This window comes from Pseudomonas laurentiana (assembly GCF_014648275.1).
Taxonomy (GTDB): Bacteria; Pseudomonadota; Gammaproteobacteria; order Pseudomonadales; family Pseudomonadaceae; genus Aquipseudomonas; species Aquipseudomonas laurentiana.
Genome location: NZ_BMQU01000023.1, coordinates 38,045 through 64,043, shown reverse-complemented (window position 1 = coordinate 64,043; position 25,999 = coordinate 38,045). Strand labels below are relative to the sequence as shown.

The 25,999-nt window shown below is 58.2% G+C and carries 33 protein-coding genes and 1 tRNA gene; 17 read left to right on the top strand and 17 right to left on the bottom strand.

The window, feature by feature from the left end:
* The first annotated feature begins 148 nt into the window (after positions 1-148).
* Positions 149-718, top strand: a complete 570-nt coding sequence (locus IE038_RS20395; protein WP_163937122.1) for an SPOR domain-containing protein — start codon at positions 149-151, stop codon at positions 716-718.
* Between the two features lie 58 nt (positions 719-776).
* Here IE038_RS20395 and IE038_RS20390 read toward each other — a convergent pair whose 3' ends face one another.
* From IE038_RS20390 to IE038_RS20380, 3 genes are all read right to left on the bottom strand, one after another.
* Positions 777-1,466 (bottom strand): endonuclease, encoded by a 690-nt coding sequence (locus tag IE038_RS20390; RefSeq protein ID WP_163937119.1) that lies wholly within the window; start codon positions 1,464-1,466, stop codon positions 777-779.
* Positions 1,467-1,472: 6 nt separating this feature from the next.
* Positions 1,473-1,721, bottom strand: a complete 249-nt coding sequence (locus IE038_RS20385; RefSeq protein ID WP_163937116.1) for a DUF1654 domain-containing protein — start codon at positions 1,719-1,721, stop codon at positions 1,473-1,475.
* A gap of 177 nt (positions 1,722-1,898) precedes the next feature.
* Complete coding sequence (locus tag IE038_RS20380; RefSeq protein WP_163937113.1) at positions 1,899-2,987, bottom strand: asparaginase; 1,089 nt, start codon at positions 2,985-2,987, stop codon at positions 1,899-1,901.
* A gap of 327 nt (positions 2,988-3,314) precedes the next feature.
* On the opposite strand from IE038_RS20380, the gene IE038_RS20375 reads away from it, so the two are divergent.
* The 5 genes from IE038_RS20375 to rbsK are packed head-to-tail and all read left to right on the top strand — an operon-like array spanning position 3,315 to position 8,793.
* On the top strand, positions 3,315-4,274 hold the full coding sequence (locus tag IE038_RS20375; protein ID WP_163937110.1) for a sugar ABC transporter substrate-binding protein: 960 nt from the start codon (positions 3,315-3,317) through the stop codon (positions 4,272-4,274).
* 25 nt (positions 4,275-4,299) lie between these two features.
* The gene (locus tag IE038_RS20370; protein WP_189396188.1) at positions 4,300-5,850 is read left to right on the top strand and encodes a sugar ABC transporter ATP-binding protein; all 1,551 of its coding nucleotides are present in this window, start codon (positions 4,300-4,302) and stop codon (positions 5,848-5,850) included.
* Positions 5,847-6,842 (top strand): ABC transporter permease, encoded by a 996-nt coding sequence (locus IE038_RS20365; RefSeq protein ID WP_163932227.1) that lies wholly within the window; start codon positions 5,847-5,849, stop codon positions 6,840-6,842. The genes IE038_RS20370 and IE038_RS20365 overlap by 4 nt, the downstream gene beginning before the upstream one ends.
* A 3-nt stretch (positions 6,843-6,845) precedes the next feature.
* Complete coding sequence (locus tag IE038_RS20360) at positions 6,846-7,868, top strand: LacI family DNA-binding transcriptional regulator (RefSeq protein WP_189396187.1); 1,023 nt, start codon at positions 6,846-6,848, stop codon at positions 7,866-7,868.
* A gap of 13 nt (positions 7,869-7,881) precedes the next feature.
* Positions 7,882-8,793 (top strand): ribokinase, encoded by a 912-nt coding sequence (gene rbsK, locus IE038_RS20355; RefSeq protein WP_163932262.1) that lies wholly within the window; start codon positions 7,882-7,884, stop codon positions 8,791-8,793.
* A gap of 18 nt (positions 8,794-8,811) precedes the next feature.
* Here rbsK and IE038_RS20350 read toward each other — a convergent pair whose 3' ends face one another.
* The gene (locus IE038_RS20350) at positions 8,812-9,036 is read right to left on the bottom strand and encodes a hypothetical protein (protein ID WP_163932223.1); all 225 of its coding nucleotides are present in this window, start codon (positions 9,034-9,036) and stop codon (positions 8,812-8,814) included.
* Between the two features lie 188 nt (positions 9,037-9,224).
* Here IE038_RS20350 and IE038_RS20345 point away from each other — a divergent pair, with 188 nt between their 5' ends.
* Entirely contained in the window at positions 9,225-9,527 is a 303-nt protein-coding gene (locus IE038_RS20345; RefSeq protein WP_163932220.1) for a hypothetical protein, read from the top strand.
* Positions 9,528-9,655: 128 nt separating this feature from the next.
* Complete coding sequence (locus tag IE038_RS20340) at positions 9,656-9,976, top strand: I78 family peptidase inhibitor (protein WP_163932217.1); 321 nt, start codon at positions 9,656-9,658, stop codon at positions 9,974-9,976.
* Positions 9,977-10,039: 63 nt separating this feature from the next.
* Here IE038_RS20340 and IE038_RS20335 read toward each other — a convergent pair whose 3' ends face one another.
* Together IE038_RS20335 and IE038_RS20330 are read right to left on the bottom strand one after the other, a co-directional pair.
* Positions 10,040-10,252 (bottom strand): cold-shock protein, encoded by a 213-nt coding sequence (locus IE038_RS20335; RefSeq protein ID WP_003179963.1) that lies wholly within the window; start codon positions 10,250-10,252, stop codon positions 10,040-10,042.
* Positions 10,253-10,411: 159 nt separating this feature from the next.
* The gene (locus IE038_RS20330) at positions 10,412-10,720 is read right to left on the bottom strand and encodes a hypothetical protein (protein ID WP_163932214.1); all 309 of its coding nucleotides are present in this window, start codon (positions 10,718-10,720) and stop codon (positions 10,412-10,414) included.
* Positions 10,721-11,051: 331 nt separating this feature from the next.
* Here IE038_RS20330 and thrS point away from each other — a divergent pair, with 331 nt between their 5' ends.
* The 9 genes from thrS (at position 11,052) to IE038_RS20285 (ending at position 18,521) form a co-directional block, all read left to right on the top strand.
* Positions 11,052-12,974 carry a threonine--tRNA ligase gene (gene thrS / locus IE038_RS20325; protein ID WP_189396186.1) on the top strand — a complete coding sequence of 641 codons (1,923 nt, stop codon included), beginning with the start codon at positions 11,052-11,054 and terminating at the stop codon, positions 12,972-12,974.
* The gene (infC, locus tag IE038_RS20320; protein ID WP_189396190.1) at positions 12,974-13,525 is read left to right on the top strand and encodes a translation initiation factor IF-3; all 552 of its coding nucleotides are present in this window, start codon (positions 12,974-12,976) and stop codon (positions 13,523-13,525) included. Before thrS ends, infC begins: the two co-directional genes overlap by 1 nt.
* 60 nt (positions 13,526-13,585) lie before the next feature.
* On the top strand, positions 13,586-13,780 hold the full coding sequence (gene rpmI, locus IE038_RS20315) for a 50S ribosomal protein L35 (RefSeq protein WP_009394045.1): 195 nt from the start codon (positions 13,586-13,588) through the stop codon (positions 13,778-13,780).
* A gap of 28 nt (positions 13,781-13,808) precedes the next feature.
* The gene (gene rplT, locus IE038_RS20310; RefSeq protein ID WP_009394046.1) at positions 13,809-14,165 is read left to right on the top strand and encodes a 50S ribosomal protein L20; all 357 of its coding nucleotides are present in this window, start codon (positions 13,809-13,811) and stop codon (positions 14,163-14,165) included.
* A 107-nt stretch (positions 14,166-14,272) separates the two neighbouring features.
* The gene (gene pheS / locus IE038_RS20305) at positions 14,273-15,289 is read left to right on the top strand and encodes a phenylalanine--tRNA ligase subunit alpha (protein WP_189396185.1); all 1,017 of its coding nucleotides are present in this window, start codon (positions 14,273-14,275) and stop codon (positions 15,287-15,289) included.
* A gap of 36 nt (positions 15,290-15,325) precedes the next feature.
* Positions 15,326-17,701: a phenylalanine--tRNA ligase subunit beta gene (pheT, locus tag IE038_RS20300; RefSeq protein WP_189396184.1), complete on the top strand. Its 2,376-nt coding sequence runs from the start codon at positions 15,326-15,328 to the stop codon at positions 17,699-17,701.
* A gap of 3 nt (positions 17,702-17,704) precedes the next feature.
* Entirely contained in the window at positions 17,705-18,007 is a 303-nt protein-coding gene (gene ihfA / locus IE038_RS20295; protein WP_002553164.1) for an integration host factor subunit alpha, read from the top strand.
* A complete protein-coding gene (locus IE038_RS20290; RefSeq protein ID WP_010222411.1) occupies positions 17,988-18,344 on the top strand; it encodes a MerR family transcriptional regulator in 357 nt (118 codons plus the stop codon). The genes ihfA and IE038_RS20290 overlap by 20 nt, the downstream gene beginning before the upstream one ends.
* 100 nt (positions 18,345-18,444) lie before the next feature.
* Positions 18,445-18,521, top strand: a tRNA-Pro gene (locus IE038_RS20285).
* A 69-nt stretch (positions 18,522-18,590) separates the two neighbouring features.
* On the opposite strand, the gene IE038_RS20280 is transcribed toward IE038_RS20285, so the two are convergent.
* The 11 genes from IE038_RS20280 to IE038_RS20235 all read right to left on the bottom strand — a co-directional run bounded on the left by IE038_RS20280 (position 18,591) and on the right by IE038_RS20235 (position 25,930).
* Entirely contained in the window at positions 18,591-19,100 is a 510-nt protein-coding gene (locus IE038_RS20280) for an HNH endonuclease (RefSeq protein WP_163932406.1), read from the bottom strand.
* On the bottom strand, positions 19,097-20,221 hold the full coding sequence (locus IE038_RS20275) for a tyrosine-type recombinase/integrase (protein WP_229775705.1): 1,125 nt from the start codon (positions 20,219-20,221) through the stop codon (positions 19,097-19,099). The genes IE038_RS20280 and IE038_RS20275 overlap by 4 nt, the downstream gene beginning before the upstream one ends.
* Positions 20,143-20,544 carry a hypothetical protein gene (locus IE038_RS24560; protein WP_229775704.1) on the bottom strand — a complete coding sequence of 134 codons (402 nt, stop codon included), beginning with the start codon at positions 20,542-20,544 and terminating at the stop codon, positions 20,143-20,145. The genes IE038_RS20275 and IE038_RS24560 overlap by 79 nt, the downstream gene beginning before the upstream one ends.
* A 45-nt stretch (positions 20,545-20,589) precedes the next feature.
* Positions 20,590-20,919 (bottom strand): hypothetical protein, encoded by a 330-nt coding sequence (locus tag IE038_RS20270; RefSeq protein WP_163932413.1) that lies wholly within the window; start codon positions 20,917-20,919, stop codon positions 20,590-20,592.
* Positions 20,920-20,971: 52 nt separating this feature from the next.
* Entirely contained in the window at positions 20,972-21,451 is a 480-nt protein-coding gene (locus tag IE038_RS20265) for a class I SAM-dependent methyltransferase (RefSeq protein WP_163932415.1), read from the bottom strand.
* Positions 21,448-21,846 carry a phage protein NinX family protein gene (locus tag IE038_RS20260; protein ID WP_163932418.1) on the bottom strand — a complete coding sequence of 133 codons (399 nt, stop codon included), beginning with the start codon at positions 21,844-21,846 and terminating at the stop codon, positions 21,448-21,450. Before IE038_RS20260 ends, IE038_RS20265 begins: the two co-directional genes overlap by 4 nt.
* Positions 21,843-22,043: a hypothetical protein gene (locus tag IE038_RS20255; RefSeq protein ID WP_163932421.1), complete on the bottom strand. Its 201-nt coding sequence runs from the start codon at positions 22,041-22,043 to the stop codon at positions 21,843-21,845. Before IE038_RS20255 ends, IE038_RS20260 begins: the two co-directional genes overlap by 4 nt.
* Complete coding sequence (locus IE038_RS20250; RefSeq protein WP_163932424.1) at positions 22,040-22,288, bottom strand: hypothetical protein; 249 nt, start codon at positions 22,286-22,288, stop codon at positions 22,040-22,042. Before IE038_RS20250 ends, IE038_RS20255 begins: the two co-directional genes overlap by 4 nt.
* Complete coding sequence (locus IE038_RS20245) at positions 22,285-22,581, bottom strand: hypothetical protein (RefSeq protein ID WP_163932427.1); 297 nt, start codon at positions 22,579-22,581, stop codon at positions 22,285-22,287. The genes IE038_RS20250 and IE038_RS20245 overlap by 4 nt, the downstream gene beginning before the upstream one ends.
* Positions 22,582-23,010: 429 nt before the next feature.
* Positions 23,011-23,787: a DUF3850 domain-containing protein gene (locus tag IE038_RS20240; RefSeq protein WP_189396183.1), complete on the bottom strand. Its 777-nt coding sequence runs from the start codon at positions 23,785-23,787 to the stop codon at positions 23,011-23,013.
* A 358-nt stretch (positions 23,788-24,145) separates the two neighbouring features.
* Entirely contained in the window at positions 24,146-25,930 is a 1,785-nt protein-coding gene (locus IE038_RS20235) for a DNA cytosine methyltransferase (protein ID WP_163932430.1), read from the bottom strand.
* Positions 25,931-25,999 lie beyond the last annotated feature (69 nt).

The following is a 25,999-nucleotide window of genomic DNA, read 5'->3' as shown; positions in this document are numbered from 1 at the left end:
GTACGGAACCGTACGCACGGTGGTGTGAGAGGACGGCGGGTGTGAACTCGCCTCCTACTCGATTTGCGTCCTTGCGAGGATGATGCGCTGTAACTGCCGTTGCCCTGCAGGTGCTAAAATCCGCCGCTGGGAATCAGGAGATAGGCGCGTGCGCAAAGTGGCGGTGGTAATGGCGATGCTGGCATTGGCCGGCTGTGAGAATGATGTAGAACGCGCTCACAACAAGGTCGCCGAGCATTTACAAAACCCGAAAACGGCCAAGTTCGCCAATGTTCGTATTAATGAGCAAGGTGATATCTGCGGTCAGGTTCGCGGCAAGGACGCGGCGGGCGTGGTGGAAGCCTATCGCAGCTACGTGGCGATCAAGCAGGGCGCCGAGTACGAAGTGATCATCGACCAGGAAGGCAACAGCCTGCGTCTGCGCGAAATCTGCGGCGGTGCTGACCTGCAGCGCAAGGCCGAGGCGCTGGCCGACCAGCCGGCTGCTCAGGGCTGGGATGTCGAAATCATTCAGGGGGCGAACATGGGCGCGCTGACGGACATGACAGCGCGGCTGATTGAGCGTGGCATCCCGTCGTCAGTGATTTACCGCGAGGGTAAGCCGGTAGTGCTGCTTGGCCCCTACGCGGACAAGGCTGCCGCCTTGACGCAGAAAGCCGATGTCATGGCGCGGCTGGGTATCGATTCGGTGGTGATCCAGCACGACGCGCCGCGATAGTCGCGTCGGTTGCTGGTGAATGTCGGGCAGCGCTTGCCTGCAGGCGCTGCCCGGCGCGTCAACCGCAGGCCTTCATGTTTACCGGTCCGACAAACTCATTGCCGTGGCCCATGACGCACGCCACCCGCTGGTTGCGCTGAAGTTCCCAGGCCTGGGGTGGGTAGGTTTTGTTCCAGGCCTCGTACAGCTGGCGATCCTGTTTTGACAGGCGCAGGTTGTACTGTTTGCTCATATAGAAGTAGGTGCGCGCGATCATGCCTCGAATGGATGGGCGCGGCATCACCTTCTTCGCCTTGAAGTCGATCTGGGTCAGGCACGAGCCGTATTGTCCGCTCTGCTCGGGTAGCCAGCCAAAGCTGAAGTTGCTGCGGTCACCGTTGACCTCGCCGATGCTCGGTACCAGGTTGTGCAGGTCGGCTTCGGCGCGCTGATAGACCTGGTCATTGCGCGAGCAGTTCTTGCGTCCGCCGTCCTGCCAGCACTGGCGCTGATGGCCAATTTGCCAGGCTGGCACAATGTGCTCCCATTCGATCCGTGCGGCACGGCTGGCGTTTTTGCGCGGCACATAACCGCACGCTTCGAGGTCGACACGGTTGCCCTTGTATTTGCAGCCGCAATAGAACTCGGTCGATTGCGGGGCGTACAGCTTCCAGGCCACTTTTTTGGCTTCGCTGAACGTGCGGGGGGCGTCGGCGTGGGCGGCGAAACTGAGCAGCAGGCAGAGCACTGCAAAAATCTTGAATCTCATGCGTGCTCAATCTTCCTTCGGTACAACCCAGAAAATCTGAACGCCGCCATCATCGCGATGCGCGAGCGTGACGTTATCGTTCTCGGCGATTTCTTCGAGCAGGGTTTCCCAGTCGTCGGGGGATTCATGTTCCAGGCGAAAGATCAGTGCTGACCGTGCTTTCTGTGCGGTCGGCGAATTGATGACTTTCTGGATGCGCAGGCCGAGTTGTTCGTAGCTGCTGGCGGGGGTTGATGCTGAGGAGGTGGTTGCCATGGAGCGTTCCTTGTTTTTGCTGTATGTGCATACAGTATTTTACTGTAGGCCATTTCGCAACACCTTGTGGGTGCAGGAGCGCTTCAGACAGTGTGTGCGGCGATTTGCTGCACACCAATGAATATTTTTTTGTGCCGGGATGCCCGCTCTAGAGCGGCAGGCATCCCGGGGCAGGGTTTAGTATTCCCAGAAGATCCGTTGCAGCTCTTTGCTGTCCTGGGTTTTGGTCAGGGCAACCATTGCCAGAATGCGGGCTTTCTGTGGGTTCAGGTCGTGAGCGACAACCCAATCATTTTTGTCGTCCGGCTGTTCAGCGTTGCGCAGTACAAAGCCGCCACCGTTGACGTGGGATGAACGAATGATTTGTACGCCATTTTTACGCAACTCCTGCAGGGCAGGGACTACGCGGGATGAAACAGAGCCGTTACCCGTGCCGGCGTGGATGATGGCTTTGGCCCCATTCTGAGCCAGTGCTTTGTAGGCGGTGTCGCTGACGTTGCCGTAACCGTAGGCGATGTCCACGGCAGGCAGGCTGCTGATGGTCTTGATGTCGAATTCCGAGTCTTGGGTGTGGCGTTTGGCGGGAAGGCGGAACCAGTAGGATTTGCCTTCCACGACCATGCCTAGAGGGCCCCATGGGCTCTTGAAGGCTTCGGTCTTGATGTTGATGGTCTTGCTGACATCGCGGCCCGACTGAATCTCATCATTCATCGTGACCAGCACGCCCTTGCCGCGGGCGTCCTTGCTGCCCGCGACCGCTACGGCGTTGTACAAGTTGAGCATGCCGTCGGCGGACATTGCGGTGCCCGGGCGCATCGAGCCGACTACCACGATAGGTTTGTCGGTCTTCTCGACCAGGTTCAGGAAATAGGCGGTTTCTTCGAGGGTGTCGGTGCCGTGGGTGATGACGATGCCATCGACATCCTTGCTGTCGGCCAGTTCGGCGACGCGTTTGCCCAACTGCAGCAGGTTTTCATTGGTGATGCTTTCCGAGGCGATCTGCATGACCTGTTCGCCACGCACGTTGGCCAGGTTGGCCAGCTCTGGCACGCCTGCGATCAACTTGTCGACACCAACCTTGGCGGCTTGGTAGGTCGCGCTGTTGGCGGCGCTTGCGCCCGCACCGGCGATGGTTCCGCCTGTGGCCAGGATGACCACGTTGGCCAGTTTCTGTTGATTCTCGAGGTCCTTGGCGTTGACGCCTGCGGGCAGGAGCAGCAGCAGGGCCAAGGCACTCGGTACAAAGGAGTGGAACGCAGCTTTCATTTTTGTTCTCGCTTATTGGTTGAAGTGCGGTGTTGCCAAGCAAAGAACAGCAGAAAGCGTACCAGTTCATCTTGGTTGTTTTAACGTATTGTTTTTATTGGGTTTTATTTGGATTTTCCGCATCGTCTCTGGCACAGGTCAGGTCGGCTTACCGAATTTATCTGTATTGGGCTGTTCGGTTTTCCGATCCTTTTGAGGGATAATTCTCGCGATTGGAGCCCCTGTCAGGTGGTTGTTGGGGGCGATTTGACAAAAGCGGCAGTCGTTTCCATAGTGAGGTAACGCAAACGTTTGCCGTTCAATAACAATAATTATCGGAGTGCTTGCATGACGTTGCCGCTTACTGGGCGCCTGCTGGCGGGCGCTGTGCTGACCGCGCTGGGGGCTTTGCTTTCCTTTGCCCAGGCCGTCGAACCTACGGTAGAGAAGCCTAGGGTTGCCTTGGTCATGAAGTCCCTGGCCAACGAGTTCTTCCTGACGATGGAAGACGGTGCCAAGGCCTACCAGAAAGCTCATGCGGGTGATTTCGATCTGCTCTCCAATGGCATCAAGGATGAGTCCGATACCAGCAGCCAGATTCGTATCGTCGAACAGATGATCGTTTCCCAGGTCGATGCGCTGGTGATTGCGCCGGCAGACTCCAAGGCGCTGGTGCCGGTGATCAAGAAGGCCATGGAGGCCGGAATCGCGGTGGTCAATATTGATAACCGCCTTGATCCTGCCGTACTCAAAAGCAAGAACCTCAGTGTGCCGTTCGTGGGGCCAGATAACCGAAAGGGCGCTCGTCTGGTGGGTGACTACCTGGCCGCCAGGCTTTCCGCGGGTGATCAGGTCGGCATCATTGAGGGTATATCGACTACCACCAATGCTCAGCAGCGCACGGCGGGCTTCAAGGATGCAATGGACGCGGCGCAGATAACGATTGTCTCGGTGCAGTCAGGTCACTGGGAGATCGACAAGGGGCGTTCCGTAGCCTTGGCCATGCTCAACGAGTACCCCGATATCAAGGCCTTGCTGGCCGGCAACGACAGCATGGCGCTGGGTGCGGTCTCGGCTGTGCGGGCGGCCGGCAAGGCGGGCAAGGTACAGGTGGTGGGCTACGACAACATCAATGCAATCAAGCCCATGCTCGGTGATGGCCGAGTGCTGGCCAGTGCTGACCAGTTCGCCGCCAGGCAGGCTGTGTTCGGTATTGAGGCGGCGCTGAGAATGCTCAAGGGGGAGGCCCTTGAGGCGGATGCTGAAAATGTCATCCAGACACCGGTTGAATTGGTCACGGTGCCGTAACCCTCATGTTCAAAGAGTGCCGTGTATGACTGCCACCAAGGATGTCGCGTTGTCGGTCAGCGCGCTTGGCAAGACCTACGCTCAGCCGGTACTGAGTGACATTGACCTGGTCTTGCGGCGCGGAGAGGTCTTGGCTCTGGCGGGGGAGAACGGTGCGGGTAAAAGCACCCTGTCCAAGATCATTGCTGGCCTGGAGTCGCCCACTGTCGGTCAGATGCAGTTGTACGGCGAGCCCTACCTGCCCGGCAGTCGAGCGATGGCCGAGCGACTGGGGGTGCGTATGGTGATGCAGGAGTTGAACCTGCTGCCGTCCCTCTCGGTGGCTGAAAACCTCTTTCTGGGCAGGCTGCCCAGCCGTTTCGGCTGGGTTGACCGTAAGCGTTTGAGAGGGCTGGCTGAGACGGCTATGGCACAGGTCGGCCTTGAAATGATCGATCCGGACATGCCGGTGGGTGAGTTGGGAGTCGGTCACCAGCAAATGGTTGAAATCGCTCGCAACCTGATCGGTGACTGCGGCGTACTGATCCTGGATGAACCAACGGCCATGCTGACGGCACGCGAAGTGACGTTGTTGTTCGCTCAGATCGAACGTTTGCGCTGTCGAGGGGTGGCGATTGTCTATATTTCCCACCGACTGGAAGAGCTCAAGTGCATTGCCGAGCGTATTGCTGTGTTGCGTGACGGCCAGTTGGTGGGTGTCGAATCCATGCAGCGTTACAGCAGTGAACAATTAGTCAGCCTGATGGTGGGGCGTGATCGGGGTAGGCCTGTCGACCTTGGCGAGCGCTGCATCGGTGAGTCCATTCTCAAGGTGGAGGGGTTGGGGCGGCGAGGCAAGGTGCGTGACGTGTCTTTCGAGGTTCGCAGTGGCGAGCTTTTCGGAATCTACGGGTTGATGGGTGCTGGGCGCACTGAGCTTCTGCGATTGATGTCCGGTGCCGACCCCGCGGATCAGGGGCGTGTCGCCCTGGGAAATCCGCCGAAGCCGGTGCGCCTTGGGTCACCGGCGGATGCTGTGCGTGAGGGTATCGTGCTGATCAGCGAAGATCGAAAGGGTGAGGGGTTACTGCTGTCGCAATCCATTGCGGCGAACGTTGCACTGGGCAACATGCCGACAGTGTCCCGTGCGGGTGTCGTCGATCGTGATGCGCTGCGAGCGCTGGCGCAGCGGCAGATTGAAACGCTGCGTATACGCTGTGCCGGCGTCGATCAGGTCGTGAGTGAGTTGTCCGGTGGCAATCAGCAGAAAGTGGTGATCGGTCGTTGGCTGGAGCGCGATTGCTCGGTGCTGCTGTTTGACGAGCCGACCCGGGGTATTGATGTGGGGGCAAAATTCGATATTTATGGTCTGCTCGCCGATCTCGCTCGCCAGGGCAGGGCGCTGGTAGTGGTCTCCAGTGACCTGCGTGAATTGATGCGGATCTGTGACCGTATTGGCGTGCTCTCGGCCGGGCGGTTGATCGACACCTTTGAGCGTGACACGTGGCATCAGGACCAGCTCCTGACGGCTGCCTTCGCTGGCTATCAAGGGTATGACGCGCAGCTGCTTGATGCGGTGCCAGGGAGCCTTTCATGAGTACCACGCCGATTCGCGCCTCTGCCACGGTTATCGGCACGTGTGGCAGGTGGGTCCAGGGCTTGGGTGCCTATCTGGGCCTTGCAAGTGCGCTCATGGTATTGATTGCGCTGTTTTCACTGTTGAGTAGCCACTTTCTTTCCTACGCGACCTTCAGCATCCTCGCTAACCAAATGCCTGATCTGATGGTGCTGGCCGTCGGGATGACCTTTGTCTTGATTATCGGTGGCATTGATCTGTCGGTCGGTTCGGTGCTGGCCCTTGCCGGATCGATGATCAGTGTTGCGATCCTTGGATGGGGTTGGGGTGTGCTGCCTGCGGCGTTGCTCGGCGTAGCCTGTGCTGCGTTGGTTGGGACGGCCACAGGCATGATTACTGTCGCCTGGCGAATGCCCTCCTTCATTGTTTCGCTGGGTGTGCTGGAGGTTGCCCGTGGCCTGGCTTACCAGATGACCGATTCGCGCACGGCTTACATCGGTGATGCGTTTACCTGGTTGTCCGAGCCATTGGCATTCGGTGTCGCGCCATCCTTTGTCATCGCCTTGCTGGTGATTGTGGTCGCTCAACTGGTACTTGTGCGTACCGTTTTCGGTCGTTACCTGATCGCCATTGGTACCAACGAAGAGGCCGTGCGACTGGCTGGCATCAATCCGCGCCCTTACAAGGTGTTGGTGTTCTCGTTGATGGGGCTGTTTGCCGGGGTGGCGGCATTGTTTCAGATTTCCCGACTGGAAGCGGCGGACCCCAATGCGGGCTCAGGGCTCGAGTTGCAAGTCATTGCCGCTGTAGTGATTGGCGGCACCAGCCTGATGGGGGGCCGTGGTTCCGTCATCAGTACCTTTTTCGGCGTGCTGATCATTTCCGTGCTGGCTGCCGGGCTGGCGCAGCTGGGTGTATCGGAGCCAAGTAAACGCATCATCACCGGAGCGGTGATTGTCATCGCTGTGGTTCTCGACACTTATCGCAGCCAGCGTACACGCAGGCGGAATTAGAAAATGGCAACGATTAAAGATGTGGCAGCCTTGGCAGGGATTTCCTATACAACGGTGTCCCACGTATTGAACAAGACCCGGCCAGTCAGCGAGCAGGTACGGCTGAGGGTCGAGGCCGCAATTACCGAGCTCAACTATGTGCCTAGCGCGGTAGCGCGCTCGCTCAAGGCACGCAGTACTGCAACGATTGGCCTGCTGGTGCCCAACAGCGTCAACCCCTATTTCGCCGAGCTGGCCCGGGGGATTGAGGATGCCTGTGAGCGCAATGGCTATTGCGTCATCCTGTGCAACTCTGATGACAACCCGAAGAAGCAGCGCAACTACCTGCGGGTGTTGCTGGAAAAAAGAATCGACGGCTTGATCGTCGCGTCAGTTGGTGAGGATGGCGACCTGCTGGAAAGTTTGTCGACGGTGTGCACGCCAATGGTGATTGTCGATCGCGCCCTTGAGGGGGTTGAGGCCGACCTGGTGCGTATCGACCACGAACAGGGGGCGTACATGGCCACGCGTCATCTGCTTGAGCTGGGGCATCGAGACATTGCCTGCATCAACGGACCTGCCGATACCAGTGTTGCGCGGATGCGCCTGGCGGGCTTCACGCGTGCGCTGGCGGAGGCGGGGGTCAGTGTGGGTGAGAATCGGGTGGTCGACAGTGACTTCACCGGTTTCGGTGGTTATGGCGCCGCAGCAAAGCTGCTGGGCGGCAACCGGCCAAGCGCAATTTTCGCGGCCAACGACATGATCGGCATCGGTGTCTTGCGGGCCGCTGCCGAGCGCAGTATCTGTGTGCCCAGCGAGCTGTCGGTGATCGGTTTCGATGACATTCAACTGAGCCAGTACGTCTATCCTGCACTGACAACGGTCGGCCAGTCGATCCGCGAGTTGGGCGAGATCGCGGTTGAACGCTTGCTGCATCGTATTAGTGGGTCGACGGGTGGTGCTGTCGAGCAGCGCATTGTGACACCGAGTATCGTGGTGCGTGAGTCGACCGCGCCGCGCCCGGATCTGTTTGCAGATGAGTGCTGAGGGCGTTGAAGCCATGCGGGCGAACATCGTGGTGATCGGTAGCCTTAATATGGATCTGGTTGCGCGGGCCGAACGCTTGCCCGGTGCCGGTGAAACCCTGATGGGTGAGTCTTTTGTTGCTGCCCCAGGTGGGAAGGGGGCGAACCAGGCGGTAGCTGCTGCGCGGCTCGGTGCTCAGGTTGCGATGATTGGCTGTGTTGGGGATGACGTTTACGGTGTGCGATTGCGTCAGGCGTTGGTCGATGAAGGTATCGATTGTCAGGCTGTCAGTGTCAATGACGACACCACCAGTGGTGTCGCGCTGATTGTGGTGGCTGCAGCCAGTCAGAATGCGATCGTCATTGTGGCGGGCAGTAATGGGCAGTTGTCACCTGAGTCGGTGCAGCGTTTTGATGCGTTGCTGCAGGCGGCTGATCTGATCATTTGTCAGTTGGAGGTGCCTGTCGCGACAGTGTTCCATGCGTTGGCTCGCGGTCGTGCACTGGGCAAGGTGGTCATCCTCAATCCAGCGCCGGTGACGGGGCCGTTGCCTGCGGATTGGTTGGCGTTGGTCGATTACCTGATTCCCAACGAGGGTGAAGCTGAGGCGCTGACGGGGTTGCCGGTGGTTTCTCGTGAGTCTGCCGAGGTTGCGGCGTTGACGCTGCGGGCGCTGGGTGCGGGCAAGGTCATCATTACGCTGGGCGACGAAGGTGCTGTGTTTGCCGATAACCGGGGTGTGAAGCACTTTCCTGCGCCTAAGGTGCAGCCTGTCGACACCACGGCAGCAGGTGATACGTTTGTCGGCGGCTTCGCTGCTGCATTGGTTGCTGGGTGTGATGAGCACCAGGCCATCGCGTTCGGTCAGCGCGCTGCCGCGTTGTCGGTAACGCGTGCGGGGGCTCAGGCTTCCATTCCGCATCTTTATGAACTGGAGTCGCTGTGACTGAAGTCGCTTGGTTCGCTAGCGCGTCGGCTGCGGATGCCCGGTGTTGAGTGTGTCTCCATGTTCGGGCGCATAGCGTCCAAAGACTTGCTCAATGAAGGCGTGAGCGGCATCGCTGCCCAGCTCCTTGACCAGCAGGTCGATGGCAATAAGGGTTAGTTCTTCGGGGGTGCCTGGGCTGTAGGCGCTTTGACCGTCGGGCCATCTGACCTTTATGTCGGCGTCTATGTAGTGGCTTGCCATGGATGTCTCGGGACGAGTGTGCAGGTGCTGAGGGTTCGAATGCCGCACCCTGGCGTTCGAAGGGGAGGTTCGATTGCGCTCCGCCAATGCTGTGAGTAAATCACGCGGCTGATTTCATGGCGCTGCGACTTAGGAATAAGAATCGCGGCGTGGCAAACTATTGGTGATTTGGTTTCCTGGTGACCTCCGTGCGCATCGATCTGAACAACCCTGAGCAATTTACCCTTGAGGCCGTTCGCGAGCTGCTCGCGTCCGGTGATGGCCGTATACACAATCAATTGCGGGTGAGCAGGGCGGGGCAGGCCTGGTTGTCACCGGTAGTGGGTGGGCGCGAACTCGAAGGGCTGGCCTTTCGTCTGGAAACCTGGGCTGCCGGTTCTGGTTGTGTCGGGGCGCAGGCCGCTGTTGATGAGCGCTGGGTGCGGCAGGTATTCAATGTGCTGCGAGACAATTGGCCGACCCCTTCATCTGATTACATCGATCTGTATTAAACGTGCAAAATTCGGTCACGATTGCAGGTTTCCCATGGCGGGTGGCTCAGGCAGACTGTGTGCGCTTTGAAACAAAAAGTGATGAAAGCTGCCTGCTTGGGCAGGATCCGGTTTTAAAAGGAGAATTCATGTTCCGCATTCGTGCATCTTTGGCCAGTCTGTTGGCTGCTGTCGTTCTGGCGGGTTGCAGTGCCACCGGCTCTTCAACGAAGGCGCCTGAAGTGGCTGCGCCAGTGGGCGGCGATGGTCGCTGCCAGGCCAGTGCTGCTGAATTTGCTGTCGGCAAGCAGGCTTCCGCCCAGCTATTGGAGCAAGCGCGCAAGGCCAGTGGCTCGCAAGTGGCGCGTGTGCTCTCGCCACATGACATCATGACGCTGGAGTACCGTTCGGAGCGATTGAATCTCAATACCGATGAGCGGGGTGTCGTTACCCGAGTCAACTGCGGCTGACACGCTCAAATTTCAGGTACAAAAAAACCCGTCACCAGGACGGGTTTTTTTTATTCGTACTGATTACTCAGGGCGAACTTGTGCAGCCTGCATGCCCTTCTGGCCTTTCTCGGCAACGAAGGAAACGGTCTGGCCTTCTTTCAGGCTCTTGAAGCCGTCAGATTCGATGGCCTTGAAATGAACGAACAGGTCGTCGCCGCCACCTTGAGGAGTGATGAAGCCGAAGCCTTTCTCATCGTTGAACCACTTTACGGTGCCGGTTTGGCGATTGGACATGGGTGTATCTCCAGGAAACATGATTTTCAATAGTGCTGTGTTGCCGAGGCCAACAAGGTGCACGGGGGTATCATAGTCTAAATATGCGTCCGTGGCGGCTTTTACCTTTGCATAATGCTGATCTGAGGCAAGTTTATTGTCGGAAATGCTGTTTTGAGCCTATTTTTTCGGGGCGCAGGCGGCCCTGACCGCGTCCTGGGCCCGCTTCACGAGGGCCGCATCCACCCCGGTTCTGCTGTCCAGTTGTTCGATTTCCTGGGTGGTGAAATTTTTCTCGATGGCGCTTGCGCCGCAATCGCAGTGTTTTTTGGCTGTGGTCATGGTCATGCCCGGTTGGGCGGCGGCGGCGGTGATGCATTGATCCAGGTAATCGCCTTTCTTGCCGGCCGGCCAGGAGCCTGCCTGGGCGCTGAGGGGTAACAGCAAGGCGCCTGCGATGGCCAGGGCCAGTAGAGACTGAATTCGCATGCCGGACACTCCTATTTGATCAGGTCATTCAAGAGTAGGACGCTTCTCTGGGCTCTGAGAGGAAAAATACGCCCAGGTTAATTTCTTCTGTAGAAACCGAATTATTTCTGCCTGTTGCGGCAGCTTGCCTGCGATCCGCTAAACGCTTTGTGTTAGGATCGGCGACCTATAGATTTTTACCTCCAGTCACTCTGGTTCGTTCCCTGGCAGGCCGTTGGCTTCTGTCACTGTGAGACAGGCTTTCTTTTTGAAAGACAGGGGCGGATCGCGTACTGGCTCATCCCAACCCACGTGACCTTTGGTAGGGGTCACCACTAGGAGAGGAGGCGCCATGCCCATTATTACTCTTCCCGATGGCAGTCAACGCTCGTTCGACCAGGCGGTTACCGTCGCCCAGGTCGCAGCATCCATTGGCGCAGGTCTGGCCAAAGCCACCGTTGCCGGCAAGGTCGACGGTAAGCTGGTCGATGCGTGCGATCTGATCGAAAACGACGCTCGCCTGCAGATCATTACCCCCAAGGACGAAGAGGGGCTGGAGATCATCCGTCACTCGTGCGCTCACTTGGTCGGTCACGCCGTCAAGCAGCTGTACCCGACCGCCAAGATGGTGATCGGCCCGGTCATTGATGAAGGCTTCTATTACGACATCGCCTATGAGCGTCCTTTCACGCCTGACGACATGGCTGCGATCGAGCAGCGCATGCAGCAGCTGATCGACACGGAATACGATGTCATCAAGAAGGTTACCCCGCGGGCCGAGGTCATCGAGGTGTTCAAGGCGCGTGGTGAAGACTACAAGCTGCGCCTGGTCGAGGACATGCCGAACGAACAGGCCATGGGCCTGTACTATCACGAAGAATACGTCGACATGTGCCGCGGCCCGCACGTGCCGAACACCCGTTTCCTCAAGTCATTCAAGCTGACCAAGCTGTCCGGCGCCTACTGGCGCGGCGATGCCAAGAACGAGCAGCTGCAACGTGTCTATGGCACGGCGTGGGCGGACAAGAAGCAGCTGGCAGCCTACATCCAGCGCATCGAAGAAGCTGAAAAGCGCGACCATCGCAAGCTTGGCAAGCGCCTGGGCCTGTTCCATACCCAGGAAGAAGCCCCGGGCATGGTGTTCTGGCACCCGAATGGCTGGACCCTGTACCAGGTGCTTGAGCAATACATGCGCAAGGTGCAGCGTGACAACGGTTACCTGGAGATCAAGACCCCGCAAGTGGTCGATCGCACCCTGTGGGAGAAATCCGGGCACTGGGCCAACTACGCCGAAAACATGTTTACCACCGAGTCGGAAAGCCGCGATTACGCGATCAAGCCGATGAACTGCCCATGCCACGTGCAGGTGTTCAACCAGGGCCTGAAGAGCTACCGTGAGCTGCCGCTGCGCCTGGCCGAGTTCGGTGCTTGCCACCGTAACGAGCCGTCCGGTGCACTGCACGGCATCATGCGCGTGCGCGCTTTCACCCAGGACGACGCCCATATCTTCTGCACCGAAGAACAGATGCAGGCCGAAGCTGCCGCGTTCATCAAGCTGACCCTGGATGTGTACGCCGACTTCGGCTTCAAGGACATCGAGCTCAAGCTCTCCACGCGCCCTGAAAAGCGTGTCGGTTCCGACGAGCTGTGGGATCGCGCCGAGGGCGCACTGGCCTCTGCACTGGATAGCGCTGGGCTGGCCTACGACCTGCAACCGGGTGAAGGTGCCTTCTACGGGCCGAAGATCGAGTTCTCGCTGAAAGATTGCCTCGGTCGTGTCTGGCAGTGTGGTACCCTGCAGCTCGATTTCAACCTGCCGATCCGTCTGGGCGCCGAGTACGTATCCGAAGATAACGGCCGCAAGCATCCTGTCATGCTGCACCGCGCCATTCTCGGTTCGTTCGAGCGTTTCGTCGGTATTCTGATCGAGCACTATGAAGGTGCATTCCCTGCCTGGCTGGCGCCAATGCAGGCGGTGGTCATGAATATCACCGACAAACAGGCAGAATTTGCGCTGGATGTTGAAAAAACCCTCAATGAAAGCGGATTCCGTGCCAAGTCCGACTTGAGAAATGAGAAGATCGGCTTTAAAATCCGCGAGCATACGTTGCTCAAGGTTCCCTACCTTTTGGTTATTGGGGACCGGGAAGTCGAAACACAAACCGTCGCAGTGCGTACACGTGAAGGTGCTGACCTGGGCTCGATGCCTGTCGCGCAATTCGCTGAATTCCTCGCACAAGCGGTGTCCCGGCGTGGTCGCCAAGAATCGGAGTAATCATTATTAAGCGTGATATGAGACAAGATAAACGAACTGCACCGAAGGCCCCGATCAACGAGAATATCTCGGCACGCGAGGTTCGGTTAATTGGCGCTGACGGCGAGCAGATTGGCATCGTCTCGATTGATGAAGCGCTTCGTATCGCTGAAGAAGCGAAGCTGGATCTGGTAGAAATTTCTGCCGACGCAGTCCCGCCTGTCTGCCGAGTCATGGACTACGGCAAGAGCCTTTTCGAGAAGAAAAAGCAGCAGGCTGCCGCCAAGAAAAACCAGAAGATCATCCAGATTAAAGAAATCAAGTTTCGTCCAGGGACGGAGGAAGGGGATTACCAGGTAAAACTACGCAACCTGGTACGTTTCCTTACTGATGGGGACAAGACCAAGATCTCTCTGAGATTCCGTGGTCGTGAGATGGCCCACCAGGAGCTGGGTATGGAACTGTTGAAGCGGATCGAAGCTGATCTCGTGGAATACGGAACCGTCGAACAGCATCCTAAGATGGAAGGACGCCAGCTTTTGATGGTCATCGCCCCCAAGAAAAAGAAATAACCACCAGGGCACGGCAGGCCTTGCGGTTATGTTTATCCACTGAATGCGGAGTATCCGAACATGCCAAAAATGAAAACCAAAAGCGGTGCCGCGAAGCGTTTCCTGAAAACCGCTTCCGGCTTCAAGCACAAGCACGCTTTTAAGAGCCACATCCTGACCAAAATGTCGACCAAGCGTAAGCGTCAACTGCGTGGTAGCAGCCTGCTGCACCCGTCTGACGTTGCAAAAGTCGAGCGCATGCTGCGCGTACGTTAATTTCGGTCAAAGATAGAGGAAGTTACTCATGGCTCGTGTAAAGCGTGGCGTCATCGCTCGTAAGCGTCACAAGAAAATTCTGAAACTGGCTAAAGGCTACTACGGCGCTCGCTCGCGCGTATTCCGTGTTGCCAAGCAAGCGGTCATCAAGGCAGGCCAATACGCCTACCGCGACCGTCGTCAGAAAAAACGTCAGTTCCGCGCTCTGTGGATCGCTCGTATCAACGCTGGTGCTCGTAACAACGGTCTGTCTTACAGCCGTTTGATCGCTGGTCTGAAAAAAGCGTCCATCGAGATCGACCGTAAGGTTCTGGCTGATCTGGCAGTGAACGAAAAAGCGGCGTTTGCTGCGATTGTCGAGAAGGCTAAAGCCGTTCTGGCTTAAGTACCCACGACAATCATTCGCCGTCGACGTTGGCGGCGAATGTTAAACGTCATAAATAGGGGAAGAGCCTGTAAGCTCTTCCCCTATTTCGTATCTGGAGTCTGTACATGGAAAACCTGGATGCGCTGGTCTCCCAAGCCCTGGATGCTGTGGAGCGCGCTGAAGACATCAATGCCCTGGAGCAGATCCGGGTTCAATTCCTTGGCAAGAAGGGCGAGCTGACTCAGGTGATGAAGACCCTGGGCAACCTGCCAGCCGAAGAGCGGCCGAAAGTCGGTGCGCTGATCAATGACGCCAAGGAACGTGTTACCGAGGTGCTCAATGCCCGTAAGGTCGCCTTTGAAGAGGCTGAGCTCAGTGCTCGCCTGGCAGCCGAATGCATTGACGTGACCCTGCCGGGCCGTGGCCAGACTTCCGGTGGCTTGCACCCGATCACCCGTACTCTGGAGCGGATCGAGCAGTTCTTCACCCATATCGGTTACGGCATTGCCGAAGGCCCTGAGGTCGAAGACGACTACCATAACTTTGAAGCGCTCAACATTCCTGGCCATCACCCGGCGCGGGCAATGCATGACACCTTCTATTTCAACGCGAACATGCTGCTGCGTACCCACACCTCGCCGGTGCAGGTGCGGACCATGGAGTCCACTCAGCCGCCTATCCGCATTGTCTGCCCAGGTCGCGTCTATCGCTGCGACTCGGACCTGACCCACTCGCCGATGTTCCACCAGGTCGAAGGCCTGCTGGTTGATCGCGGGATCAATTTTGCCGATCTCAAAGGCACCATCGAAGAGTTCCTGCGGGTGTTCTTCGAGAAAGAGCTGGCGGTGCGTTTCCGTCCATCGTTCTTCCCCTTCACCGAGCCTTCGGCTGAAGTCGATATTCAGTGTGTGATGTGCAGCGGCAAAGGCTGCCGTGTCTGCAAGCAGACCGGCTGGCTGGAAGTCATGGGCTGCGGCATGGTTCACCCGAACGTGCTGCGCATGTCTGGCATCGACCCTGAAGAGTATCAGGGCTTCGCCTTCGGCATGGGTGCCGAGCGCTTGGCCATGCTCCGTTACGGCGTCAACGATTTACGTCTGTTCTTCGACAACGATTTGCGGTTCCTTGCGCAATTTCGCTAGGTCGCGCACCCGTAACGAATCTTTCAGGAGAGCAGAATGAAATTCAGTGAAAAGTGGCTGCGCGGTTGGGTAAACCCGCAGGTATCCCGTGACGAGCTGGTTGCTCGTCTGTCGATGGCGGGCCTCGAGGTCGACAGCGTCACCCCGGCCGCCGGCCAGTTCAGCGGTATCGTCGTAGGCGAAGTGCTGAGCACCGAGCAACACCCGGATGCCGACAAACTGCGCGTGTGTCAGGTCAGCAACGGTAGCGAGACCTTCCAGGTCGTGTGCGGTGCACCAAACGTGCGCCCAGGCCTGAAGATCCCATTCGCCATGATCGGTGCCGAACTGCCAGGCGACTTCAAGATCAAGAAAGCCAAGCTGCGTGGCGTCGAGTCCAACGGCATGTTGTGTTCGGCAGCCGAGCTGCAGATCAGCGAAGAAAACGATGGCCTGTTGGAGCTGGCTGCCGACGCACCGGTTGGCCAGGACATTCGTGAATACCTGGACCTGGACGACGCCAGCATCGAGGTCGACCTGACTCCGAACCGTGGTGACTGCCTGTCCCTGGCCGGCCTGGCCCGCGAAGTCGGCGCCCTGTATGACGCGCCTGTCACCCGTCCAGCCGTGCCTGCAGTGGCTCCGGCCCACGATGACGTGCGTTCGGTTGAAGTGCTGGCCCCGGCGGCCTGTCCGCGTTACCTGGGTCGTGTTATCCGTAACGTTGACCTGTCGCGTCCGACCCCGTTGTGGATGGTTGAGCGTCTGCGCCGGGCCGACGTCCGCAGCATCGACGCTGCGGTCGACATCACCAACTACGTAATGCTCGAACTGGGCCAGCCGCTGCACGCATTCGATCTGGCTGAGATCAATGGCGGCATTCGTGTGCGTATGGCTGAGGAAGGCGAGAAGCTGGTCCTCCTGGACGGTCAGGAAGTGGCACTGCGTAGCGATACCCTGGTCATCGCCGACCATAATCGCGCCCTGGCCATCGCTGGCGTGATGGGTGGCGAACATAGCGGTGTATCGGCAACGACCCGTGACATCTTCCTCGAAAGCGCCTTCTTCGAGCCCATTTCGGTCGCTGGCAAGGCTCGTTCCTACGGCCTGCACACCGACGCTTCGCACCGCTACGAGCGTGGCGTTGACTCGCAACTGGCCAAGGAAGCCATTGAACGGGCTACTGGCCTGCTGCTGGAGATCGTTGGTGGCGAAGCGGGTCCGGTCATCGAAGCGGTCAGCGAGCAACACCTGCCGAACGTTGCGCCGATCACCCTGCGTGCCGAGCGCATCGACCAGATGTTGGGCATGGAGATGGACAGCGCAGAAGTCGAGCGCCTTCTCAACGCCTTGGGTCTGAAAACCGTTGGCGGAGCAGGGCAGTGGCAGGTCGAAGTGCCTAGCCACCGTTTCGACATCAGCCTGGAAGTCGATCTGATCGAAGAACTGGCCCGCCTGTACGGTTACAACCGCTTGCCGGTCCGTTACCCGCAAGCGCGCCTGGCGCCGCAAGCCCGTGCCGAGGCGCGTGGCGAGTTGCCGGCCCTGCGTCGCCTGCTGGTCGCCCGTGGTTATCAGGAAGCGATCACCTACAGCTTTATCGACCCGAAACTGTTCGAACTGTTCAGCCCTGGCGTCGAGCCTCTGCTGCTGGCCAACCCGATCTCCAGCGACATGGCGGCCATGCGTGCCTCCCTGTGGCCGGGCCTGGTCAAGGCTTTGCAGCACAACCTTAACCGACAGCAGGATCGCGTACGCCTGTTCGAAAGCGGCCAGCGTTTCGTTGGTCAGCTTGAAGGCCTTCAGCAGCAACCCATGCTTGCCGGTGTGGTCTGCGGTAGCCGCATGCCTGAAGGTTGGGCCAATGGTCGTGACAGCATCGACTTCTTCGACGTGAAGGCTGACGTTGAAGCGCTGTTGGGCTTCTCCGGCTCGCTGGGTGATTTCACCTTTGCGGCTGGCAAGCACCCGGCACTGCATCCAGGGCAGACCGCACGCATTGAGCGTGATGGGCGTGAAGTGGGCTACCTGGGTGCCATTCACCCAGAGCTTGCAAAAAACCTGGGTCTGGATCGTCCGGTGTTTGTCTTCGAGCTGGTGCTGGGTGATGTGGTCGAAGGTCGTCTGCCGAAGTTCCATGAACTGTCGAAATTCCCGGAAGTGCGTCGTGACCTGGCTTTAATCGCAGGACGTGATGTGGCTTCGAGCGCAGTGCTCGAGGTAATCCGTGAAAATGCAGGTGAATGGCTCACAGACCTCAGGCTGTTTGACGTCTATCAGGGTAAAGGCATTGATCCCGATAGAAAAAGCCTGGCCGTCGGCTTGACCTGGCAGCATCCATCGCGCACTCTTAATGACGATGAGGTGAACGCTGCGACTCAAAACATCCTCACCTCGCTCGAACAAAGGTTGAACACCACGTTAAGGAAATAGCGTATGGGTGCTCTGACGAAAGCTGAAATGGCCGAACGTCTGTACGAGGAGCTGGGCCTGAACAAACGTGAAGCCAAGGAATTGGTCGAACTGTTTTTCGAGGAAATCAGGCACGCTCTTGAAGACAACGAGCAGGTCAAATTGTCCGGTTTCGGCAATTTTGACCTGCGTGACAAGCGCCAGCGACCGGGCCGAAACCCGAAAACGGGTGAAGAGATCCCGATCACGGCACGTCGCGTCGTCACCTTTCGTCCAGGGCAGAAGTTGAAAGCCCGAGTTGAGGCATATGCTGGAACCAAGTCATAACGACGAGCTTCCGCCGATTCCTGGCAAACGCTACTTCACCATTGGTGAAGTCAGCGAGCTGTGTGCCGTAAAACCGCACGTGCTTCGTTATTGGGAGCAGGAATTTCCTCAACTCAACCCAGTCAAACGCCGCGGAAATCGCCGGTATTATCAGCGCCAAGACGTGCTGATGATCCGGCAGATTCGCGCCTTGTTGTACGACCAGGGTTTCACCATCGGCGGCGCGCGCCTGCGCTTGTCGGGTGATGAAGCCAAGGATGACACCACCCAGTACAAACAACTGATTCGGCAGATGATTGTCGAGTTGGAAGATGTACTGGTGGTTTTGAAGAAATAGCCCGGCGAAGGATCAGGAAAATAATACTTCCAAAATTCAAAAGCTTAAGGTAAATTCTTCAACGTTCTCAGCAACATCGAGAACGGGTTTCAAGCCCAGTCGGGGCGTAGCGCAGCCCGGTAGCGCACTTGCATGGGGTGCAAGGGGTCGAGTGTTCGAATCACTCCGTCCCGACCATATAATTCAATGACTTAGCCCAATCTTCACAGGTTGGGCTTTTTCATGCGTGGGGACTTTTTCGGGACATCATCCGATTTTCCGGTGGAACTCCCCAAAAAGCTCCGCTGCCGATTTCTCGTAAGCGGCAGATGCTTCCTCGGCCTTCTGAAACAACCCCAAGTGGATCTGCTTTCGATTCACTACGATGTAGGCTCTGAATTTCCCCAATTTACCTATGTAGCTGACTCCTTTGAATCCGGTGGAGTTGTTCTTCCGCATGCCAGTATTTCGACTCTGTTCAAGTCGAGTCGCAACCCGTAGGTTGCAGCGCCGGTTGTCCAAGGTGTCGCCATTGATGTGGTCGACCTCGGTTCCCGCCTCAGCTCCCATGATGAGGCGATGCATTCGAAGGTAGCGAGCATTTTTGCGCCCACCGACTCGAGTCCTCGCATATGCCAGCTTATATCCAGCGCCGCCCATGTATGCGATACCCCACTTGTACCCCGAAACCAGTTCAAGGTCTGCATGGTCAATCTTGCATTTGGCGTCGGGATAGGCTGCGGTGCCGATATCGAAAATCACGTAGCTATCTTTCATGCTCTATGCCTCAAAATCGTAAGCGTTGGCGTACTGCGCCCAACATTAGCGACAAGGTTGGCTGCATCAATCAGTTGCTTGAGCTCGGCCCCCGAGTAGTGGGTTGTCACATTCCCGCTCTTGTGACCGAGAAGTGACTGACGATCTTCATGGCTCACACCTGCTGCCCGCAGCCTTCGCCCGAAGGTCATCTTGAGGTCGTGAACCCTGAATGATGCGAATCCAGGGTGCGCGGGCCTCAAGTTCTCTTCCTGCCATTTCTTTGCCGCGCGCAATCTTGCTTTTCGCCAGGCCGAGTCGTTCATGCGGTGCATTGCGGTGCCGTTGTATGGGAAAACCCACTCCCGGCTGATTCCGCGCTGCTTCTCAATGATCGACTTGGCCACGCTGTTCAATACCACCAGGCGTTCGTCGCCATTCTTTACGCCCGACCGGGCGTGCCTCCCGCCGAAGTCAGCAGGTATCAGGAAAACACTGGTACCCAGTTCCGGCACTGATATCTCCCAATCCCACCTCAGTTTGCATACCTCCTGCTCCCGACACCCAGTGTTCACCTTGAACAGGGCCATGGTCTGCAGGTGGCCTGGAAGCTCACCAAATAGAATCGACTGCTCTTCCCATGACATTGGGTAGGGCTTTCGGCTCGACTTCTTCTCCTCCAGCTTTTTCAGCATTGGCACGCTATCCAGCCACGGCCGACGATCATCATCCCGCCACTTTCGAGCACACAGGGTCAACACCCTGACTGCTCGCTCGATCGCGATGTTGATCGTCCGGTTGCTCACTGGCTTCTGCACGCGCCCATCATCCAAGACCTTCGCCGTCTGCCGATCCTTGATGAACGGTTCAAGCGCCTGATCATCGATATGGGTGAGCGGCAGATGCCCGATGAATGGGTGAAGCTGTTTCATGCACAGCGCTGTCAGGTGAATGGATGGCTGGTCCTTTGACTCCAGGAGGTAGCGCGTAGCCGCTTCCTCCCAAGTTCTGACCTGACGAACCCCATAAACCTTCTGCTGCCGAAGCTGCTCCAGCTTGTGAATCAGGTACTGCTCTGCTTCTTCCCGGTCACCAGTGCCAGTGCTCTCTCGAATTCGCTCCCCCCTGTAGACTTTGTCGATTTGCCAGACACCGCCTTTCTCGTAGAGACCGGTGATCGTTTTTCGCGCCATATGGTGTCTCCTCGGCGCTCGCTGCGGGGCCGATTGTTGTCCTGAACCGATGCTTTTTCAATCGACTTTGCCTGCACATAGGCGTCTGCCCACTCGTCCAGCTCTAACCGGTCGAAGGCAACGCCCTGTTTTCCAATTGGAAACTCCTGTACGTGGGGTCTTACTGTTTTGTTGAATTCGTCTCGGCACATGCCGAGGTAGCCAGGGGCTTCGCCGAACCGGATGAATCGCGGGGCGATGGCGGAAACCCTGGCTGCACTTGCGTTTGCCATGGGTGCATATCTCCACGCCGCGCATGGCGGCAGAGGTGGGGAGGGTTAGTAGTCGGTGCTGGAGCTTGAACTGCTATCGCTCGAACTGGATGAGCTGCAGCTGTCGCTCGACGAATAGCTGCTGCCGCTGTCATGCCCGCCAGAACTGTGGCTTGAGCAACTGCTATGGGATCGGGGTGGCTCGTAGCTGTCGATCTGGTTGACCGGGTTCAGAGGACTGAACGGGCTCAGGGGGTTGAGCGGGTCAAGCATTGGGTCTGGTCTTCCGGCAGCCGTGCTGCGGCCAGCGGCGTAACCGGTTGATGCGGGCGCAGAGGGTGCCTGGCGCTTTGGCTTTGCCTTGCGGCGAAACAGGCGGGTCAGGAAATTGGGCATGACTCATCCTCGCCCGCCTACCGGCAGGCTTGAGTTGTTGTAGGGGGAGGGGTTAGGCGCGGTGCTTCATGAAGGTGATCCAGTGCGTTTTCTCGCGCTTACCGGACTTGTGGCCAAACAGCGGCTTTTCATCGGTCAGGGCGAGCAGTTCGCTTACCAGCACCTGTGTTTCATTCCACTTGAAGATTAGGATTCCCTCCGGCTCCAGCACCCTGAAGCACTCGGCGAAGCCTTGGCGAATATCTTCTCGCCAGTCGGAGGTGAGCACCCCGTACTTGGCCCGCATCCAGCTGTCGACGCCGGCGCGGGTTAGGTGAGGCGGGTCGAACACCACCAAGCGGAAGGTCGAGGCCTCGAACGGCAAATGCCGGAAGTCCATCAGCACATCGGGCTCAACCTTCAATACTCGGCCGTCGCAGAGCAGGTGCTCTTCATCGCGGATGTCGCCGAACAGTGCGCGCTGGTCCTGCTTGTCGAACCACATCATGCGGCTGGCGCTGCAAGGGTCGAGGACTTTGGCTACAGCGCTCATGGCAGCAACTCCCTCGGTACCTTGGCGATGTCGACAAATTTTGCAGCGACGATTGCACGGCATGCGGCGATCAGCGGCGTGCCGCCTCCACCGCTCGGCAACTGCTCTTTGCCGGCATCGCTGCAGACATAGGCACACCAATACTCTCCGGACGCGGTACGGAAGCCTTTGCCGTTAAAGCTGGTCTGGATGTGATGCTTCTCGATCAGCGGGCCACCCACTGCCCAATCTGTTGACGGCGAGTACTTCCCGCCAAAGTCAGGTTTGTAGACCCGCCAGTCGGTTCCATAGTGGAGAGCAGCGATGGCAACGGGTACTGCTTCAACCTGGGCGACCATCCAGTCCAGTGCCGCCCCAGTCAGGTCGGCTGTCTTCACTTCGATCAGGTCTGTCATGGCCGCTTCTCCAGAGAATCCTTCCAGTCGACACCAGAGGCGCTTTTGCCGGCCAGGGTATGCTCGGTGTCGTAGTCCGCGAGCCACAGAACTTGTCGGCAGTCCGGAAACGCCTGGAACCAATACCACTCGCCGAAGCTGTCCCTGGCCAACCATTCCGCCCATTGCGGGGCGTCCTTCCAATCTGGCTTGCTCACAGCGAATACCTCTCTTCATTCCAGAGCGCAGGCGCCTGTGTAGGGGTAGGGGTGTCTTGTTCGTGCGGGGAAAACTGGCGCTCGTTGCCGGCCTGTAGCTGGCTGTCGGGGATGCAGCTAATGCCGACCCCATTCAGCAGGTAGCAGGTCACACCGCGCTGGCTGTCGTGCTGCACATCGATGACGTTCTCGGTTGCGCTGGCGCCGGTGGCCAGCAGCAGGAGGCAGAGGGTTAGGCGGGTCATCGCTGCGCCTCGGCGTTGTAGCGTTTGTAGTCCTCGCCGAACTCCCAGCAGTAAGTGGCCGGCCAGGCGCCTGGCGTCCCTTCATCGACGAACACATACCGGCAATCAAATTCACCTGACCGGTCCGGTACTGTCTTGCACCATTTGTGCTGCGGGCCGCCCAGGAACCAACCCGGGCATTCCCTCACGGCCGCGACCATGAACTCTTCGAGGTCGTGGTGACCCTTGCTCATTGCGATGTAGGTGTCGCTGCCGACGCTCTGAACCTCTAATTGGTACTTTTTCTGAGGCATGACTTTATCCTTGCCCGACAGTCCTGCCGGGATGTCAATAAATTGGGAAAGTGGCAAGATAGAGCCTCGGCGCACTTGCCGAGCGATCTAGGAAACGTATGAAAAAAGCTATGTTGATGCTTGTGCTAGCGGCCCTTTCAGCCTGCAGTTCACATGATTCGAAAGTGACCTCAACCAATCCTGACTGGCTCAGAATTGGTGACGAGCCGAAGGGTTATCCAAGGACTTTTATCGAAAACATCAATGGAAACTGCAATCAAGTTACCGAGACATGGAGGAAGGGATCGTATAAAGATCAGGACATGTGGACTAAAGAGCAGCGCCGAGCACCGGTAGCTTGCCATTAGCGTCACGCAAGGCCGCCATATCGCGGCTATTCAATAGAGGGGAGAGGGGTATTTCGCGTTGGAGTACAAATGTACTCTTTGGTCAATTTGGCTTGGTGTCGGCGTTCAGGGAGTCATGGAAAGCAACCACTGCTCGATTGTATGCAGCTGAACCCTGCACGCTCATGCCGATGATCCGCAGCAGCTCTCGCGCCGAGTGCTCCTGCTCGGCCAGTTTGGCGCGCAGGGTGGCGATCTGGTTGTTGCGCCCTCCGCAGAGGAGCGCCCACTTTTCCTCGCGCCGCCGAACACTACGCAGCATCTTGCGAGCAAGCTCCAGCTCGCCAGCATCGGCGGGATTCACCGATGTTCGTTTCTCAGCTGGGTTTTTCGCATACCACGCAGTGTCATAGCCCGCCTGCCAAGAGCGCTGGAGAGAATCAGAATCGGCGTGGGTGTAGAGCGGTCCGAGTTTGGAAATTTCTTCGAGGCAGTCTTTCCAGCCATCGGAGTGCCCCTGATCCCAGTCGTGAGACATGCTCAACTTGGCTTTGCATGATGGAAGCGCCACCGGCTCGCCCTGGTGCTGCTCGGCTGGCTTCCCATAACTCAGCACGCACAGGTGATCAGGCAGTCCATAGTGTTTTTGGACATGGGTGATGGTTCGTCGTGCGGTCCTACCGGTATAGGAGCGGTCCTCGGCGACCTCACGAAGCAGGACGGTGTCGCCCACGGCGAAATCCCGGTCGTAGCAGTCACGGATTTCTCCAGTTTTGGCCCCGCTGAGCAGGTCATTGAGCGGGACCGTGTGAATCTTCAGCTCGTGCTCGCGGGGCCCGCCGGCCACCTCGGTGTTGCTGTATCGGTTTTCTGTGGGCATGGGTATATCTCAAACTGTTAGCTACAGTTGAACGAACACTCACAAGGAGGTAGGTATGGGTAAAGACAAATGTGTTATCTGTGGCGCGCCTGCACATCGGATGCTTCCAGTGGCGAACTTTGTCGAGTTCGACTGCCAGGACTGCCGCAATTACGCGATCAACGAAGATATTCTTCGAGCCCTTGTTGAAGATGGGCGAAGTTTCAACGTTGAACGAACACGGACGTATTTGGAATCTGAGCGCGTAGACGGGAGAGCCCCGACTATCACCAGATTAGAGACTGTGTTACACGATCTTCTGGGGCCGATCACCATCTGGGACTAGGCGGCCGTTTTTTGGCTTAGCCTTAGAAGCGAGTCAGGCGGCCAGGCGCTGATAGAGCTTGATGAGGTCCGATGCGTTGGCCTCAACCAGCGCCCGGGCTTCGTCCTTGCAGACGCTGTTGCCCAGCAGCTTTACCTGGTTGGCGCCTGAGATTCCTTTCCAGTACAGCTGGCCAGTTTCCTCATCGAGGAACAGTCCGCGATCAATGATGTAGTCAGCCCTGAAGCCTTGCGCACGCTTCAGCTCTTGCGGCTTGAGCATTCGTAGAGTGATGTCGACCATCACGTAGTCGCCGACCATCACCACGTCGGCGTGCTCGGTGAAGTGCTGTGGCAGATACTTGCGCAAGAAGGCTGCGCACTGGCGGGCGCCTGCCAGTTGATCGTCCGACAGCGTATGGCTGTGTAACTGGACGACCTGGACGACCGCCATCCGGTCCTTAGACGGGATGGTGTGCATTGGCTCTCGCATGGAGATGCCGTCTTTCTCCGCGCCGTAGTACTTGACCAGATAGGCAGTGACCAGCCGCTGGTTGGACCCTTTGCCCAGGATCGTCGAGAAGGGATCCACAGCGCTCCGCCCGTCGCCCTTGTAGAACCCGCCGTTCGCCTGCTCGAGGTGGGCTGAGGCGATGGCGTGGTGCCCACCGCTCTGGGTGATACAGCCGACCGGGTTGGCCATTGGAGCCCCGACGCAACCGCTGCGCAAGGTGACTAAGCTGGCGGTGATCAGCGCAAAGTGTCCGCCCTTGATCTGGGCCACTTGCGTCCGAAGCGGCTCCTCGGCGTCGAAGGTGCGCTGTGTTGAGCCGTTAGCATGCTCGGTCAGGCAACCGGCCACAGCCATTGTTGACTGTACCAACGCGTGGTGGGTGCCGCCGCCGCTGATGGTCGATACGGGATCCTCGACGCTGTGCGTGCTGGTGTGTGATTTCGAGGTGCCGCGCAGCGGGACAATGAATGGATCGTTGCAGGCCAGCGTGTGGCGCCACAGGCCCTTGGCGATACGGTTCATGGTGTTCTCCACCAAGGCGTCTTCGCGGAAGATCGTGCGGCCCTCCAGCTCCCAGTCGATGCACTCGGCGGCAGAACGCCAGGCTTTCTGGCCCTTGGCTGGATTCTTGTGGTATTTCGGCGACGGCCAGACGATTGGCTTGCTGTCGCGCCGGGCGATACCGTACAGGCGCTTGCGGATGGTTGGGGCGCCCTGATCTGCAGCTACCCGTACCTGGTGATCGAAGTTGTAGCGTAGGCCGCGAACCAGCGCTTCCTTCGGTACGTGCTCGCCGATCTCGGCCAAGATCTCTGGCAGGTCTGGGTGATCCTCCGGGATGCCGCTGCCCAGAACGTTGACGAAAGCCTTGAAGGTACGGCCCTTTTCGGCCTTGACCGGCTTGCCCTCATCGTCGAGCGGCCCCCAGTCGGCGAACTCTTCAACGTTCTCAAGGAAGATCAGGCGCGGCCTGGTCTGGTAAGCCCAGCGGATGATGACCCAGGCCAATCCGCGAATCTTGCGGTTGCGTGGCTTGCCGCCTTTGGCCTTGCTGTGGTGGCGGCAGTCGGGCGATGCCCACAGGATTCCGACTGGCTGACCCTTCGTGGCTAGGATTGGGTCGACCTCAAACACGTCGGCCACGTAGTGCTCGGTGTTCGGGTGGTTCGCGCGGTGCACGGCCAGAGCGATGGGATTGTGGTTTACCGCCACGTCTGGCTCGCGGTATGCCTCGGCGATGCCGCTGCTGGCGCCGCCGCCGCCGGCGAATAGATCGACAACCAGCTCTTTTTCGAAGGGCAGGGCGAGGGAGGTCATACAGGTCATGTTGTGGTCCTTGCGTGCAGGCGCCGCCCTCGCCGGGGTGGCGTGATTCGTTGAAGTGGGCTATTCGTA

Coding starts and splice junctions, on each gene's coding strand:
- IE038_RS20385 (WP_163937116.1), bottom strand. CDS start 1,721: ATGGCAACCACCTCCTCAGCATCAACCCCCGCCAGCAGCTACGAACAA.
- rpmI (WP_009394045.1), top strand. CDS start 13,586: ATGCCAAAAATGAAAACCAAAAGCGGTGCCGCGAAGCGTTTCCTGAAA.
- pheT (WP_189396184.1), top strand. CDS start 15,326: ATGAAATTCAGTGAAAAGTGGCTGCGCGGTTGGGTAAACCCGCAGGTA.
- rplT (WP_009394046.1), top strand. CDS start 13,809: ATGGCTCGTGTAAAGCGTGGCGTCATCGCTCGTAAGCGTCACAAGAAA.
- IE038_RS20235 (WP_163932430.1), bottom strand. CDS start 25,930: ATGACCTGTATGACCTCCCTCGCCCTGCCCTTCGAAAAAGAGCTGGTT.
- IE038_RS20260 (WP_163932418.1), bottom strand. CDS start 21,846: ATGACAGACCTGATCGAAGTGAAGACAGCCGACCTGACTGGGGCGGCA.
- IE038_RS20265 (WP_163932415.1), bottom strand. CDS start 21,451: ATGAGCGCTGTAGCCAAAGTCCTCGACCCTTGCAGCGCCAGCCGCATG.
- IE038_RS20290 (WP_010222411.1), top strand. CDS start 17,988: ATGCTGGAACCAAGTCATAACGACGAGCTTCCGCCGATTCCTGGCAAA.
- IE038_RS20390 (WP_163937119.1), bottom strand. CDS start 1,466: ATGAGATTCAAGATTTTTGCAGTGCTCTGCCTGCTGCTCAGTTTCGCC.
- pheS (WP_189396185.1), top strand. CDS start 14,273: ATGGAAAACCTGGATGCGCTGGTCTCCCAAGCCCTGGATGCTGTGGAG.
- IE038_RS20240 (WP_189396183.1), bottom strand. CDS start 23,787: ATGCCCACAGAAAACCGATACAGCAACACCGAGGTGGCCGGCGGGCCC.
- IE038_RS20330 (WP_163932214.1), bottom strand. CDS start 10,720: ATGCGAATTCAGTCTCTACTGGCCCTGGCCATCGCAGGCGCCTTGCTG.
- ihfA (WP_002553164.1), top strand. CDS start 17,705: ATGGGTGCTCTGACGAAAGCTGAAATGGCCGAACGTCTGTACGAGGAG.
- IE038_RS24560 (WP_229775704.1), bottom strand. CDS start 20,544: ATGGCAAACGCAAGTGCAGCCAGGGTTTCCGCCATCGCCCCGCGATTC.
- IE038_RS20365 (WP_163932227.1), top strand. CDS start 5,847: ATGAGTACCACGCCGATTCGCGCCTCTGCCACGGTTATCGGCACGTGT.
- rbsK (WP_163932262.1), top strand. CDS start 7,882: ATGCGGGCGAACATCGTGGTGATCGGTAGCCTTAATATGGATCTGGTT.
- IE038_RS20245 (WP_163932427.1), bottom strand. CDS start 22,581: ATGCCTCAGAAAAAGTACCAATTAGAGGTTCAGAGCGTCGGCAGCGAC.
- IE038_RS20370 (WP_189396188.1), top strand. CDS start 4,300: ATGACTGCCACCAAGGATGTCGCGTTGTCGGTCAGCGCGCTTGGCAAG.
- thrS (WP_189396186.1), top strand. CDS start 11,052: ATGCCCATTATTACTCTTCCCGATGGCAGTCAACGCTCGTTCGACCAG.
- IE038_RS20375 (WP_163937110.1), top strand. CDS start 3,315: ATGACGTTGCCGCTTACTGGGCGCCTGCTGGCGGGCGCTGTGCTGACC.
- IE038_RS20340 (WP_163932217.1), top strand. CDS start 9,656: ATGTTCCGCATTCGTGCATCTTTGGCCAGTCTGTTGGCTGCTGTCGTT.
- IE038_RS20250 (WP_163932424.1), bottom strand. CDS start 22,288: ATGACCCGCCTAACCCTCTGCCTCCTGCTGCTGGCCACCGGCGCCAGC.
- IE038_RS20380 (WP_163937113.1), bottom strand. CDS start 2,987: ATGAAAGCTGCGTTCCACTCCTTTGTACCGAGTGCCTTGGCCCTGCTG.
- IE038_RS20335 (WP_003179963.1), bottom strand. CDS start 10,252: ATGTCCAATCGCCAAACCGGCACCGTAAAGTGGTTCAACGATGAGAAA.
- IE038_RS20350 (WP_163932223.1), bottom strand. CDS start 9,036: ATGGCAAGCCACTACATAGACGCCGACATAAAGGTCAGATGGCCCGAC.
- IE038_RS20360 (WP_189396187.1), top strand. CDS start 6,846: ATGGCAACGATTAAAGATGTGGCAGCCTTGGCAGGGATTTCCTATACA.
- IE038_RS20270 (WP_163932413.1), bottom strand. CDS start 20,919: ATGCCCAATTTCCTGACCCGCCTGTTTCGCCGCAAGGCAAAGCCAAAG.
- IE038_RS20280 (WP_163932406.1), bottom strand. CDS start 19,100: ATGAAAGATAGCTACGTGATTTTCGATATCGGCACCGCAGCCTATCCC.